The 14,889-nt window shown below is 43.6% G+C and carries 8 protein-coding genes, 1 tRNA gene and 3 rRNA genes; 11 read left to right on the top strand and 1 reads right to left on the bottom strand.

Annotated elements, in window-relative coordinates; genetic code table 11:
- The first annotated feature begins 149 nt into the window (after positions 1 to 149).
- From pepQ to rrf, 8 genes are all read left to right on the top strand, one after another.
- Positions 150 to 1,484, top strand: a complete 1,335-nt coding sequence (gene pepQ / locus PMI_RS17645) for a Xaa-Pro dipeptidase (protein WP_012368794.1) — start codon at positions 150 to 152, stop codon at positions 1,482 to 1,484.
- Positions 1,484 to 2,104, top strand: coding sequence for an IMPACT family protein (locus PMI_RS17650; RefSeq protein ID WP_012368795.1), 621 nt, complete (start codon positions 1,484 to 1,486; stop codon positions 2,102 to 2,104). The genes pepQ and PMI_RS17650 overlap by 1 nt, the downstream gene beginning before the upstream one ends.
- Before the next feature lie 25 nt (positions 2,105 to 2,129).
- Positions 2,130 to 3,581 (top strand): Trk system potassium transporter TrkH, encoded by a 1,452-nt coding sequence (gene trkH, locus PMI_RS17655; RefSeq protein ID WP_004252906.1) that lies wholly within the window; start codon positions 2,130 to 2,132, stop codon positions 3,579 to 3,581.
- A gap of 20 nt (positions 3,582 to 3,601) precedes the next feature.
- Complete coding sequence (gene hemG, locus PMI_RS17660) at positions 3,602 to 4,132, top strand: menaquinone-dependent protoporphyrinogen IX dehydrogenase (protein ID WP_012368796.1); 531 nt, start codon at positions 3,602 to 3,604, stop codon at positions 4,130 to 4,132.
- Positions 4,133 to 4,551: 419 nt separating this feature from the next.
- Positions 4,552 to 6,094: ribosomal RNA gene (locus PMI_RS17665) — 16S ribosomal RNA — on the top strand.
- Positions 6,095 to 6,178: 84 nt separating this feature from the next.
- Positions 6,179 to 6,254, top strand: a tRNA-Glu gene (locus PMI_RS17670).
- Between the two features lie 361 nt (positions 6,255 to 6,615).
- Positions 6,616 to 9,692 (top strand): 23S ribosomal RNA (locus PMI_RS17675).
- Between the two features lie 113 nt (positions 9,693 to 9,805).
- Positions 9,806 to 9,921 (top strand): 5S ribosomal RNA (gene rrf, locus PMI_RS17680).
- Together the 16S, 23S and 5S rRNA genes with 1 tRNA gene alongside form the textbook arrangement of a ribosomal RNA operon.
- A gap of 118 nt (positions 9,922 to 10,039) precedes the next feature.
- On the opposite strand, the gene PMI_RS17685 is transcribed toward rrf, so the two are convergent.
- Entirely contained in the window at positions 10,040 to 10,699 is a 660-nt protein-coding gene (locus tag PMI_RS17685) for a GntR family transcriptional regulator (RefSeq protein ID WP_004245441.1), read from the bottom strand.
- Between the two features lie 472 nt (positions 10,700 to 11,171).
- Here PMI_RS17685 and PMI_RS17690 point away from each other — a divergent pair, with 472 nt between their 5' ends.
- The 3 genes from PMI_RS17690 (at position 11,172) to PMI_RS17700 (ending at position 14,880) form a co-directional block, all read left to right on the top strand.
- Entirely contained in the window at positions 11,172 to 12,422 is a 1,251-nt protein-coding gene (locus tag PMI_RS17690) for an NRAMP family divalent metal transporter (RefSeq protein ID WP_004245440.1), read from the top strand.
- A gap of 13 nt (positions 12,423 to 12,435) precedes the next feature.
- On the top strand, positions 12,436 to 13,221 hold the full coding sequence (locus tag PMI_RS17695) for a LamB/YcsF family protein (RefSeq protein ID WP_004245439.1): 786 nt from the start codon (positions 12,436 to 12,438) through the stop codon (positions 13,219 to 13,221).
- A gap of 81 nt (positions 13,222 to 13,302) precedes the next feature.
- Entirely contained in the window at positions 13,303 to 14,880 is a 1,578-nt protein-coding gene (locus PMI_RS17700) for a 5-oxoprolinase subunit B/C family protein (protein WP_012368798.1), read from the top strand.
- Positions 14,881 to 14,889 lie beyond the last annotated feature (9 nt).

Genomic DNA, 14,889 nt, shown 5'->3' on the forward strand with positions numbered 1-14,889 from the left:
TTGGTTTAAATGAATAAATCAGCATAATTAAGGATCGTAAAAACATAGTAATAAGTCATGGTAAGCTATTTTTGCTATGGTGTTACCCTGTAAAAGAGTTGGCGTGTTAAGCTGAATAATTAACAATAAATAAAGATAGGTGATTAGTAATGGAAAAATTGCTTTCTCTGTATCAAGAACATATCAAAACACTACAAAATCGTACTCGTGATGCTTTATCTAGACACCACCTTGATAATGTCTTGATTCACTCTGGTGAACCTATTGGTGTTTTCCTTGATGATAGTGATTACCCTTTTAAAGTGAATGCACACTTTAAAGCGTGGGTGCCAGTAACTGATGTGCCACATTGTTGGTTATTGGTTGATGGTGTCAATAAACCAAAATTCTGGTTCTATTCACCTGTTGATTATTGGCATAGTGTTGAAGCTTTACCAAGTAGCTATTGGACCCATGAAATTGAGCTGATCCATTTAAAAAATGTCGATGATATTCAAAAAGAGCTAGCACCTTTTATTAATAAAAATACTGCTTATATTGGGCCAAATACACAACGGGCTGATTCATTAGGTGTCAGTCTTGATAATGTTAATAACCAATCTCTTCTTAACTATTATCATTATTATCGTGCTTATAAAACGGGTTATGAACTAGCATGTATGCGCGAAGCGCAGAAAATGGCAGTCAATGGACATATCGCCGCTCGTGAGGCATTCCAAGCTGAGTTAAGTGAATTTGATATTAATATGGCTTATTTAATGGCAACAGGACATCGGGACACAGATGTACCTTATGGCAATATTGTTGCATTAAATGAACATGCTGCTGTTTTGCATTACACCAAATTAGATCATCAATCGCCAGATGAATATCGTAGTTTCCTTATTGATGCGGGAGCAGAGTATAATGGGTATGCTGCGGATATTACGCGTACTTATTCAGCGAAAGAAAATCATGAATTTACTGCTTTAGTCAAAGATATGAATGATGCGCAACAGGCATTGATAGCGACAATGAAAGCGGGAGTACGCTACAGCGAATATCATATTCAAATGCATCAACGTATTGCCGGATTATTACATAAATACGGTATTGTTAAGGGAATTAGCGAAGAAGAGATGGTGAGTGAAGGATTAACAACTCCCTTCTTACCACATGGATTAGGCCATGCGCTAGGTTTACAAGTTCATGATGCGGGTGGATTTATGCAGGATGATAAAGGGACTCATTTAGCTGCGCCAGCCATGTATCCTTTCTTACGTTGTACACGTATTGTAGAGCCGGGAATGGTACTTACCATTGAGCCAGGATTCTATTTTATTGATTCGTTATTAGCACCTTGGCGTGAAGGGAAATATCGTAGTCATTTTGATTGGCATTTGATTGAACACTTCAAGCCTTTTGGTGGCATTCGTATTGAAGATAATATTATTATCCACGATAACAAAATTGAAAATATGACAAGAGACTTACATTTAGCCTGATGAAAGCTTATTTGATCCCCGCTGAAACGGTAGAATTCAGTGAAGAAATAAAGAAGAGCCGTTTTATTACATTTATTGCTCATACTGAAGGGATTGAGGCTGCCAAAGCGTATATCCAATCAATTAAAGCGCAGTTTCCCGATGCTCGGCATCATTGTTGGGCATTTGTTGCCGGAAGACCTGATGATTCACAACAGTTAGGTTTTTCTGATGATGGTGAACCAACAGGCACGGCGGGAAAACCTATTCTAGCACCCCTGTTAGGGAGTGGTATGGGAGAGGTGACTGCAGTTGTGGTACGTTATTTCGGCGGGATCAAATTAGGCACTGGTGGATTAGTACGTGCTTATGGCAGTGGGGTACAGCAGGCATTAAAACTTTTGCCAACGAAAACCAAAGTACCTCAGCGCCGATTTCTTGTGGAGTGTGAATATTCCTTAGTGTCATTACTTGAGCAAGTTATTGCAGAATATCAAGGGAAGATCCTCTCTAGTGAATATACTGATAAAGTCACTTTTGAACTATCATTGCCAGCAGTAGAGAGTGAAAAAGTTGAAAGTAAACTACGCGATATCAGTCGTGGCAGTATGCAATTAATATGTTTAGAACCGAATGAATAATCGTTGCTACCAAGGAAATCGCTAAATGCATTTTCGTTCAATAACCCGAATTGTTGGGCTACTTGTTATTTTATTCTCTGTCACGATGATCATCCCCGGTATCGTTGCGTTGATCTATCGGGATGGTGCAGGACGAGCATTTAGTCAGACATTTATTGTCGCTCTTATTATTGGGCTAATGTTGTGGATCCCCAATCGAAACAATAAAAGTGATCTAAAACCCAAAGAAGGTTTTCTTATTGTGGTTTTATTTTGGACTGTGTTAGGCAGCGTAGGGGCATTGCCTTTTATTTTTTCGGAACAACCTCATCTATCGATTACCGATGCCTTTTTTGAATCTTTTTCCGGATTAACAACCACAGGGGCTACGACACTTGTTGGGTTGGATAGCTTACCTAAAGCGATTTTATTTTATCGCCAAATGCTGCAATGGTTAGGGGGAATGGGGATCATCGTATTAGCGGTGGCCATTCTTCCACTGTTAGGCGTTGGGGGAATGCAGCTTTATCGGGCAGAAATGCCGGGGCCTTTGAAAGACAATAAAATGCGCCCAAGGATCGCAGAAACTGCGAAAGCATTGTGGCTGATTTATGTCTTACTCACTATTATTTGTGCCCTTGCGTTGTGGATTGCGGGTATGGACGTGTTTGATGCTATCTCGCATAGTTTTTCTACTATTGCAATCGGTGGATTTTCTACCCATGATGCAAGCATTGGCTATTTTAATAGTCCAACAATTAACGTCATTATTGGTGTTTTTCTATTAATTTCAGGGTGTAACTTTGCTTTACACTTTTCGGTTTTAACAGGGCGAAGCCTCAATATTTATTGGCGAGATCCTGAATTTCGCATGTTTATCTTTATACAGCTCGGATTAGTGATTATTTGTAGCCTTATTCTATGGCTCTATTCGGTATATGACTCTGGATGGACAACAATTAATCAAGCTTTTTTCCAAGTTGTTTCAATGGCAACAACCGCAGGGTTTGCAACAGATAGTTTTGCCCAGTGGCCAACTTTTTTACCTCTGTTACTGTTGTGCTCTGCCTTTATCGGGGGCTGTGCTGGTTCAACAGGGGGGGGATTAAAAGTAATCCGTATCTTACTGCTATTTTTACAAGGCTCTCGTGAATTAAAACGTCTTGTACACCCTAATGCGGTTTATACGATTAAACTAGGACATCGAGCATTACCAGAGCGTATTATAGAAGCGGTTTGGGGCTTTTTCTCAGCATATGCTTTAGTGTTTATTATTAGCTTAATGCTGTTAATAGCGACAGGTGTTGATGAGTTTTCTGCTTTTTCTGCTATTGCTACAACACTTAATAATTTGGGTCCAGGATTAGGTATTGTTGCTGATAACTTTACAACAATGAATCCAGCCGCTAAGTGGATACTTGTTGTCACCATGTTATTTGGCCGATTAGAAGTTTTCACATTATTGGTTTTATTTACACCAACATTTTGGCGTGATTAACCAAAAACAAGGAGTGATGTATGAGCGCGCTGTTGCTGTACTGCAGTACAGATGGTCAAACTAAAAAAATAATGACGCACATAGCTAATAAACTAAGACAACAGGGCTATGAATGTGATGTAAGAGATTTAACTGCTGTTCACCATAGCCTTAATTTATCTGCTTATAATAAAGTGTTAGTTGGGGCATCAATTAGATATGGCTATTTTAATAAAGTACTGGATAAATTTATTACCCAACACCTTTCTCAATTAAATAGTATGCCATCCGCCTTCTTTGGGGTGAATCTTACGGCAAGAAAAGCTGAAAAGAGTACGCCCGAAACCAATGCTTATATGCGTAAGTTTTTAGATAAGACTCCATGGAAACCTAGATTAACAGGTGTTTTTGCAGGCGCGCTTCTTTACCCACGTTATAAATGGATTGATAGAGTGATGATCCAGCTTATTATGAAGATGACTAAGGGTGAAACCGATCCAACAAAAGAAATCGAATATACTGATTGGAATAAAGTTAGCGAATTTGCGACAAAATTTTCCAAAATTGAGTGATATTTGTTCGTTGTGACCTGTTTTTTGTACGCATTGTTGGGGTTTTAATCGAACGGTAAATTTTTTTCAAAAAACACTTGCGCTAATCTGAGAAGCCCCTATAATGCGCACCCACTGACCGACGATGAGCTGACAACAGCAACGACGGAAAGGGAAGAGAAAAGAAAAAAGTTTGAAAAAACTCTTGACTCTTCAGAGGAATAGCGTAGTATACGCCTCCTCGCAACAACGCAGAAGACCGGAAACGGCAGCGACAGTTGCACTGCTCTTTAACAAATTATCAGACAATCTGTGTGGGCACTCGCAGAGACGATATCTTCTAAAAAAATTAGATGTATCAAGTCTTGAAGAGTGACTAACAAGTTAATTCATATAATGAATAAGCTAAGTTTTCGATTTCTTTGAGCATCAAACACTTTTAATTGAAGAGTTTGATCATGGCTCAGATTGAACGCTGGCGGCAGGCCTAACACATGCAAGTCGAGCGGTAACAGGAGAAAGCTTGCTTTCTTGCTGACGAGCGGCGGACGGGTGAGTAATGTATGGGGATCTGCCCGATAGAGGGGGATAACTACTGGAAACGGTGGCTAATACCGCATAATGTCTACGGACCAAAGCAGGGGCTCTTCGGACCTTGCACTATCGGATGAACCCATATGGGATTAGCTAGTAGGTGGGGTAAAGGCTCACCTAGGCGACGATCTCTAGCTGGTCTGAGAGGATGATCAGCCACACTGGGACTGAGACACGGCCCAGACTCCTACGGGAGGCAGCAGTGGGGAATATTGCACAATGGGCGCAAGCCTGATGCAGCCATGCCGCGTGTATGAAGAAGGCCTTAGGGTTGTAAAGTACTTTCAGCGGGGAGGAAGGTGATAAGGTTAATACCCTTATCAATTGACGTTACCCGCAGAAGAAGCACCGGCTAACTCCGTGCCAGCAGCCGCGGTAATACGGAGGGTGCAAGCGTTAATCGGAATTACTGGGCGTAAAGCGCACGCAGGCGGTCAATTAAGTCAGATGTGAAAGCCCCGAGCTTAACTTGGGAATTGCATCTGAAACTGGTTGGCTAGAGTCTTGTAGAGGGGGGTAGAATTCCATGTGTAGCGGTGAAATGCGTAGAGATGTGGAGGAATACCGGTGGCGAAGGCGGCCCCCTGGACAAAGACTGACGCTCAGGTGCGAAAGCGTGGGGAGCAAACAGGATTAGATACCCTGGTAGTCCACGCTGTAAACGATGTCGATTTAGAGGTTGTGGTCTTGAACCGTGGCTTCTGGAGCTAACGCGTTAAATCGACCGCCTGGGGAGTACGGCCGCAAGGTTAAAACTCAAATGAATTGACGGGGGCCCGCACAAGCGGTGGAGCATGTGGTTTAATTCGATGCAACGCGAAGAACCTTACCTACTCTTGACATCCAGCGAATCCTTTAGAGATAGAGGAGTGCCTTCTGGAACGCTGAGACAGGTGCTGCATGGCTGTCGTCAGCTCGTGTTGTGAAATGTTGGGTTAAGTCCCGCAACGAGCGCAACCCTTATCCTTTGTTGCCAGCACGTAATGGTGGGAACTCAAAGGAGACTGCCGGTGATAAACCGGAGGAAGGTGGGGATGACGTCAAGTCATCATGGCCCTTACGAGTAGGGCTACACACGTGCTACAATGGCAGATACAAAGAGAAGCGACCTCGCGAGAGCAAGCGGAACTCATAAAGTCTGTCGTAGTCCGGATTGGAGTCTGCAACTCGACTCCATGAAGTCGGAATCGCTAGTAATCGTAGATCAGAATGCTACGGTGAATACGTTCCCGGGCCTTGTACACACCGCCCGTCACACCATGGGAGTGGGTTGCAAAAGAAGTAGGTAGCTTAACCTTCGGGAGGGCGCTTACCACTTTGTGATTCATGACTGGGGTGAAGTCGTAACAAGGTAACCGTAGGGGAACCTGCGGTTGGATCACCTCCTTACCTAAGAGATACGTGTTATGTGCAGTGCTCACACAGATTGTCTGATGAAGAACGAGCAAAAGCGCGTCTGCGAAGCTGACAGAAGTCCCCTTCGTCTAGAGGCCTAGGACACCGCCCTTTCACGGCGGTAACAGGGGTTCGAATCCCCTAGGGGACGCCAATGCGCGGTATGAGTGAAAGGCGTACCACTTATCTGACGAGAGTCAGAGAATAACTAAGCTAATTCAAACGAGTTATCTTACTTATTATGCTCTTTAACAATCTGGAACAAGCTGAAAAATTGAAAACAAATCAATATATCAACGAGGTATATTGGTGAGTCTCTCAAAATCTCAAACTTTGAATGTGTTTTGACATCAAAGTGGGATGAGCGAGCAATTTACAGTTCGAGGCGGACAGCGCACAGCAAGCGCAGCATACTTAAGTATGTGAGCATTGCGAGCACTGCCCAACGAAGAAATGTAATCTGCGCAGCCATCACCACCCAGATAGTCTTTGAAAGAGACACTTTCGGGTTGTGAGGTTAAGCGAATAAGCGTACACGGTGGATGCCTAGGCAATCAGAGGCGATGAAGGACGTGCTAATCTGCGAAAAGCGTCGGTAAGGTGATATGAACCGTTATACCCGACGATATCCGAATGGGGAAACCCAGTATCCAATGGATACTATCATTAACTGAATCCATAGGTTAATGAGGCGAACCGGGAGAACTGAAACATCTCAGTACCCCGAGGAAAAGAAATCAACCGAGATTCCCCTAGTAGCGGCGAGCGAACGGGGAGCAGCCCAGAGTCTTAATCAATAGCAGTGTCAGGAGAACGGTCTGGAAAGTCCGGCAGTAAAGGGTGATAGCCCCGTATCTGAAGATGCTGTTATTGTGAACTCGACGAGTAGGGCGGGACACGTGTTATCCTGTCTGAATATGGGGGGACCATCCTCCAAGGCTAAATACTCCTGATTGACCGATAGTGAACCAGTACCGTGAGGGAAAGGCGAAAAGAACCCCGGCGAGGGGAGTGAAAAAGAACCTGAAACCGTGTACGTACAAGCAGTAGGAGCCCCATCACTCAAGTGCCTCGCACTGAGTGATGCAAGAACATCACCGAAAATAGCGCCGAATTTGCTAACAAGGTTGGTCGATTTTTTCAAGCCGTCGCGCAGTGTACCTAGAAGTACACGAGCAACGGAAGTTAAAAAATCGGGCAAGATTGAACGCAAAGGCAAGCGGGACATTTGAGGATGGGGTGACTGCGTACCTTTTGTATAATGGGTCAGCGACTTATATTCTGTAGCAAGGTTAACCGTATAGGGGAGCCGTAGGGAAACCGAGTCTTAACTGGGCGAATGAGTTGCAGGGTATAGACCCGAAACCCGGTGATCTATCCATGGGCAGGTTGAAGGTTGGGTAACACTAACTGGAGGACCGAACCGACTAATGTTGAAAAATTAGCGGATGACTTGTGGATGGGGGTGAAAGGCCAATCAAACCGGGAGATAGCTGGTTCTCCCCGAAAGCTATTTAGGTAGCGCCTCGTGAACTCATCTTCGGGGGTAGAGCACTGTTTCGACTAGGGGGTCATCCCGACTTACCAACTCGATGCAAACTGCGAATACCGAAGAATGTTATCACGGGAGACACACGGCGGGTGCTAACGTCCGTCGTGAAGAGGGAAACAACCCAGACCGCCAGCTAAGGTCCCAAAGTCATGGTTAAGTGGGAAACGAAGTGGGAAGGCTCAGACAGCCAGGATGTTGGCTTAGAAGCAGCCATCATTTAAAGAAAGCGTAATAGCTCACTGGTCGAGTCGGCCCGCGCGGAAGATGTAACGGGGCTAAACCATGCACCGAAGCTGCGGCAGCGACACAAAGTGTTGTTGGGTAGGGGAGCGTTCTGTAAGCCTGCGAAGGTATACTGTGAGGTATGCTGGAGGTATCAGAAGTGCGAATGCTGACATAAGTAACGATAATGCGGGTGAAAAACCCGCACGCCGGAAGACCAAGGGTTCCTGTCCAACGTTAATCGGGGCAGGGTGAGTCGACCCCTAAGGCGAGGCTGAAAAGCGTAGTCGATGGGAAACGGGTTAATATTCCCGTACTGGTGGTAACTGCGATGGGGGAACGGAGAAGGCTAGGTTGTCCGGGCGACGGTCGTCCCGGTTCAAGCAGGTAGGCAGAGTGATTAGGCAAATCCGGTCACTTAATGCTGAGATGTGATGACGAACCACCAAGGTGGTGAAGCAATTGATGCCCCGCTTCCAGGAAAAGCCTCTAAGCTTCAGGTTACCAACAATCGTACCCCAAACCGACACAGGTGGTCAGGTAGAGAATACTCAGGCGCTTGAGAGAACTCGGGTGAAGGAACTAGGCAAAATGGTGCCGTAACTTCGGGAGAAGGCACGCTGGCGGTAGGTAAAGTCCCTTGCGGACGGCGCTGAAGCCAGTCGAAGATACCAGCTGGCTGCAACTGTTTATTAAAAACACAGCACTGTGCAAACACGAAAGTGGACGTATACGGTGTGACGCCTGCCCGGTGCTGGAAGGTTAATTGATGGGGTCAGCCGTAAGGCGAAGCTCCTGATCGAAGCCCCAGTAAACGGCGGCCGTAACTATAACGGTCCTAAGGTAGCGAAATTCCTTGTCGGGTAAGTTCCGACCTGCACGAATGGCGTAATGATGGCCAGGCTGTCTCCACCCGAGACTCAGTGAAATTGAACTCGCTGTGAAGATGCAGTGTACCCGCGGCAAGACGGAAAGACCCCGTGAACCTTTACTATAGCTTGACACTGAACATTGAGCCTTGATGTGTAGGATAGGTGGGAGGCTTTGAAGTGTGGACGCCAGTCTGCATGGAGCCAACCTTGAAATACCACCCTTTAACGTTTGATGTTCTAACCTAGGCCCATAAACTGGGTCGGGGACCGTGTCTGGTGGGTAGTTTGACTGGGGCGGTCTCCTCCTAAAGAGTAACGGAGGAGCACGAAGGTTGGCTAAGCATGGTCGGACATCATGCGGTTAGTGCAAAGGCATAAGCCAGCTTGACTGCGAGAGTGACGGCTCGAGCAGGTACGAAAGTAGGTCTTAGTGATCCGGTGGTTCTGAATGGAAGGGCCATCGCTCAACGGATAAAAGGTACTCCGGGGATAACAGGCTGATACCGCCCAAGAGTTCATATCGACGGCGGTGTTTGGCACCTCGATGTCGGCTCATCACATCCTGGGGCTGAAGTAGGTCCCAAGGGTATGGCTGTTCGCCATTTAAAGTGGTACGCGAGCTGGGTTTAGAACGTCGTGAGACAGTTCGGTCCCTATCTGCCGTGGGCGTTGGAAGATTGAGAGGGGTTGCTCCTAGTACGAGAGGACCGGAGTGAACGCACCACTGGTGTTCGGGTTGTCATGCCAATGGCATTGCCCGGTAGCTAAGTGCGGAAGAGATAACCGCTGAAAGCATCTAAGCGGGAAACTTGCCTCGAGATGAGTCTTCCCTGTCACTTTAAGTGACCTAAAGGAACATTTAAGACTAAGACGTTGATAGGCTGGGTGTGTAAGCGTAGCGATACGTTGAGCTAACCAGTACTAATGAACCGTGAGGCTTAACCTGACAACACCGAAAGTGTTTTGTCAGAGAGACGAAACGATGAAGTCAGCTTGTTTAAGATTGAATTACTGGCGACTTACCGAAAGGAAAGAAGCGAGTGATTAAAACCGAATTTGCTTGGCGGCCATAGCGCGGTGGTCCCACCTGATCCCATGCCGAACTCAGAAGTGAAACGCCGTAGCGCCGATGGTAGTGTGGGGTCTCCCCATGTGAGAGTAGGGAACTGCCAAGCATTAAATAAGACGAGAAAGCCAACCCAATGGGTTGGCTTTTTTGCGTTTGAAAACTAATCCTGTGAATTTAAGCATGCTCTAGATGAGGGCAATTTTACTATCTATTTTTCGTTGATATTAACAGATGTTGTGGCGAGAAAAAGCGGCTAATACGGTTCGCTCGGATATTTCTAAATAACTTTCCATTTCGATTGCCGCTTCTTGCGCTTTCCCATTCATCAATAGCGTTAAAATATGCTCATTCTTCTCAATATAAGGAGCATGTAATAATTGAGGATCATTGAGTAAACCAAAGGCTAATCGTAATTCTGCTAAAATAAGTTGATATTGTTTAAATAACCTAGGGCTATCAGAAAGCTCGACGATAGCGGTATGAAAATGCATATTACAGGTTCCAACGCTATTCCAATCTTTTTGTTGTTGAAACATTTTTGCTTGATTAACGTTATCTTGCATGCGGGAAATGGCTGGGTGCATTGGATAGGCATGTCGTAAAGCATCACATTCAATCAGCCTTCTTACGCGATAAATATCCATAATTGATGCCATATCTGGTACAGAAACAAACACACCACGATTAGGTTTATAGGTTAATAGGCCTTCTTGGGTTAATATACGAAATACTTCTCTTAATGTATTACGAGATATTTCAAGCTGCTCGCTTAAAGTAGCTTCTGAAAGCCTCTCTCCTGGAGGTAATTCGCCGATAGTAATTTTTTGGCGAATAATATCAGCGATTTTTTGGCAAAGGATCTGTGGTGATGTTTTTTTCTGCATTATCTTCTGCTATAAACGTAATAGAAGCCTCTATTCTAACAGTCAGCTATATAATATATAACCTCTAATATACAACTGTGCTAGTTTCCTCACTCTCTTTATCCTTGTTTTTATTAAAAATAGTTAACAAAATTATTAATAAATTTTTATATTATCAACTGTATTTGATGCCAAAATGTATGCACCAATTTTGCGCATAACTCTTTTTTATGCGCTATTTTGGGGCATATCTATTTTTTACTCTCCCACTCAAATGTCAATAAAATGTTAAAAATGAGATCTTGTTGGCACTTTTATCATCGTATATTTAAATCTATTTGCTTATTTATTCATCTATTATTATTAATTGTTCAACAATCTAATATCTATTGATTAACAATTATTACTCCGTGCTCAACAATGGCATGCTAATTGCCTTACTACTTACCTAAGCAATAATAATTAAAATAATTATGATAAAAGGGGGCCTGTTATGGCTACACAAGATCCTGTGAATACAACATCACCATCATTTATAAAAAATAGGCGTTCATCATTAATTGCAGCGATTTTTTTAATGGCTACATCTGCAATTGGTCCAGGTTTTATTACGCAAACAGCTACCTTTACAGCGACGATGGGAGCAGCCTTTGCATTTGGGATATTAGCTTCTATCGTCATTGACTTTGTTGTGCAACAAAGTATTTGGCGAGTCATTACCGTGACTAACATGCGCGCTTCTGATATTGCGAATAAGGCAATTCCCGGTAGTGGATACTTATTAGCTGTATTGGTTATTTTTGGTGGTTTGGTATTCAATGTCGGTAATATTGCTGGGGCTGGTTTAGGGCTTAATGCCATGGTAGGACTGGATCCTAAATGGGGTGGGGTTTTAAGTGCTTTACTGGCGATTTATATCTTCTCTTCACGCAAAGCAAGTCATTTTATTGATCGTATGATCATTGTTCTTGGCATCGTGATGATTTTATTAACACTTTTTGTAATGTTTGCGTCCAATCCTCCTATAGGTGAAGCATTAAAACAAACAGTACTGCCTAATACGATTAATTTTGCCACTATAACAACCATCGTCGGAGGTACGGTTGGTGGTTATATTTGTTATGCAGGAGCACATCGTCTGCTCGATAAAGGTACAACAGGTATTGAAAATATCGATGCGGTATCTAGCGCGGCAACTAAAGGGATATTAGTGGTTGGATTAATGCGTTATATCCTATTTTTAGCAATTTTAGGTGTTGTCGCAAGTGGAGTGACACTAGATATTTCCAGCCATGCGGCTAATCCTGCTTCTCAAGCATTCCAACATGCAGCGGGCTTAACTGGACTACGAATTTTTGGTCTTATTTTATGGGCAGCCGCACTGACTAGTGTGATTGGTGCTGCTTATACGTCTATGTCGTTTATAACCGTGTTTAAAAAGGGTATTACAGAGCGTCAACGCAATATTGCTACTATTATTTTTATCGCTATTTCATTGGCAATTTATATGGTTATGGGAACAGCTCCTGCTGCCTTATTAGTCTTTGCTGGTGGCTTCAACGGATTGATTTTACCTATTGGTATGACGTTATTTATTTTTGTTGCATGGCGTCGTCAAGATCTTATGAATGGCTATAAATATCCAATGTGGTTGCAATGGTCGGCAATTTTAGTCTGCGCTTTGACTTGGTATATGGGGATCATGTCTGTTGGCGCTATTTTCAATTACCTCAATATTGCTTAAGAGAATAATAACGATGATAAAAGCGGTAGATTTAAATAGTGATTTAGGTGAAAGCTTTGGTCAATGGCGTATGGGCAATGATGCTGCAGTGCTTGAAATTGTCAGCAGTGCCAATATTGCTTGTGGTTTTCATGCTGGTTCACCAGAAGGCATTTTAAAAACATTAAAAGCAGCGAAACAGCATCAAGTCGCGATAGGTGCTCATGTTGCTTATCCTGACTTAGTGGGTTTTGGGCGACGCAATATGGATATTGCCAGTGATGAATTAACCGCTGATGTCATTTATCAAATTGGCGCTTTGCAAGGTTTAGCGAAAGCCGTCGGTATGAAGGTAACTTATGTTAAACCTCATGGTGCGCTTTATAACACCATTGCTCATGATAAACGCCAAGCATTAGCAGTTATTGAAGCTATTTTAGCTATTGATCCACAACTTATTTTAGTGGCTTTAGCGGGATCACCGTTGATCACACTTGCGAAAGAGAAAGGGTTACGTGTTGTTGCCGAAGCTTTTGCTGATAGAGCTTATCATGCTGATGGCACACTTGTTTCGCGCAAACAAGAGGGGGCTGTATTACACGATCCTCAATTGGTGGCTCAGCGTATGTTAAAGCTAGTACAAAAAGGGGGCGTTGAATCGATAGAGGGTACTTTTACTGCTATACAGGCGGATTCTATTTGTGTTCATGGTGATAGTCCTGATGCGGTTAATCTCGCAAAAAGTGTCAAAGAGATCTTAATAACACACGGTATTGCGATAAAACCTTTCACATCTGCAATAGGAATAAAGGAGGCGTAATGACTTATTTTATGCAAGCAACGCCTGATGCTATTACAGCAGCCGCTCGATCCGTTATTGGCAATAAAAGGGAGGCGTATTTTGCGCTTTTTACCTGTTAATTTATCTCACATATTAGTTGAGTTGACTTCATTAAAAGAGACATTGGCGTTTTATGAAGCAATTAAGCAAGCCAATATTGCTGAGATAGAAGATATTGTTCCTGCGGCAAAAACACTATTGATCCAATATGTACCTTGGTTAATTACGGCGAAAGAGTTAGTGGCAATATTGCGCAATATCGAGATAAAAGCGATCGCGATGCGTCAAAGTCACTTATTAACAATCCCCGTTCATTATCAAGGAGAAGATCTGCATGAGGTGGCTGAATTATTGGGGATCACTGCGACAGAGGTGATCCGCAGACACACAGAACAAACTTATCAAGTTGCTTTTACGGGGTTTGCACCGGGATTTGCTTATTTAATTGCTGATAAAACTGAGCTTTATGTTCCTCGACGTAAAACACCACGTACACGTATCCCCGCAGGCTCTGTAGGATTAGCGGGAGAATTTAGCGGTGTTTACCCACAGCAAAGCCCTGGTGGCTGGCAATTAATTGGTACTACAGAGATAAAAATGTGGGATCTCTCACGTGAACAGCCGGCATTTTTATTACCTGGTGATACTGTACAGTTTGTTGATGTACAAAAAGCGCCAGTGACGGTTTCATTACCTGAGAAAAAACAATCTATTAATGCTTTATCCTTTAACAAGGATAAAGGGCTATATGTTATTTCCGCAGGTCTACAAACCTTATTTCAAGATGAAGGGCGTTTAGGTGCTGCATCAATGGGGGTTAGTGCATCAGGAGCACTTGATAAATGTGCGTTACATGCAGCGAATCGCTTAGTGGGAAACCCGCCTTCATTAGCAGCATTAGAAATAACACAAGGTGGATTAATACTAAAAGCGCAACAAGACTGTGTCATAGCGCTGTCAGGTGCAGATTGTACGATCAGCTTAAAACAAACGACCGGAGATATAGCCTTTTTCTCTACTTATCAAACTATTGATGTACGTAGTGGAGATGAAATCACTGTAGGGATACCTACAGCGGGGATTCGTAGTTATCTGGCAGTGAGAGGGGGTTTTGAATTAAGCCCAGTGTTAGGTAGTTATGCGTTTGATACTTTAGCTCAGATTGGCCCTCGAGCCTTACAAAATGGCGATGTTCTTCATCTAAACGATGATAACGCATCAACGGGCATTATTAGCCAAGAGCAACCGAGTTTCAGTTTACCAAAGCAAGAGGATATCGTTACCCTTGATATTGTGTTAGGACCTCGTACGGATTGGTTTACAGAAGATGCGATAAAAACATTAACCTCACAATTATGGCAAGTGACACCACAATCTAACCGTATCGGATTACGTTTATTGGGGGATAAATCGCTTGAACGTCAGCAACAACAAGAGTTATCGAGTGAAGGAACTTGCATTGGTGCCATACAAGTACCGATTAATGGTCAACCGGTATTATTTCTTCATGATCACCCTCTCACTGGAGGATACCCCGTAATTGGGGCTGTTGCCGAATACCATCTGTCATTGGCGGGGCAAATCCCTATTAACGCTAAAATTCGTTTTAACCCAATTACTTTATTTCAAGAATATTGATAGGAGTAT

Origin of the sequence: Proteus mirabilis HI4320 (genome assembly GCF_000069965.1) — a bacterium.
Classification (GTDB): Bacteria; Pseudomonadota; Gammaproteobacteria; order Enterobacterales; family Enterobacteriaceae; genus Proteus; species Proteus mirabilis.

Excerpts from the sequence above, each read along its gene's own strand:
- pepQ (WP_012368794.1), top strand. The coding sequence starts at position 150 with ATGGAAAAATTGCTTTCTCTGTATCAAGAACATATCAAAACACTACAA.
- PMI_RS17650 (WP_012368795.1), top strand. The coding sequence starts at position 1,484 with ATGAAAGCTTATTTGATCCCCGCTGAAACGGTAGAATTCAGTGAAGAA.
- trkH (WP_004252906.1), top strand. The coding sequence starts at position 2,130 with ATGCATTTTCGTTCAATAACCCGAATTGTTGGGCTACTTGTTATTTTA.
- hemG (WP_012368796.1), top strand. The coding sequence starts at position 3,602 with ATGAGCGCGCTGTTGCTGTACTGCAGTACAGATGGTCAAACTAAAAAA.
- PMI_RS17685 (WP_004245441.1), bottom strand. The coding sequence starts at position 10,699 with ATGCAGAAAAAAACATCACCACAGATCCTTTGCCAAAAAATCGCTGAT.
- PMI_RS17690 (WP_004245440.1), top strand. The coding sequence starts at position 11,172 with ATGGCTACACAAGATCCTGTGAATACAACATCACCATCATTTATAAAA.
- PMI_RS17695 (WP_004245439.1), top strand. The coding sequence starts at position 12,436 with ATGATAAAAGCGGTAGATTTAAATAGTGATTTAGGTGAAAGCTTTGGT.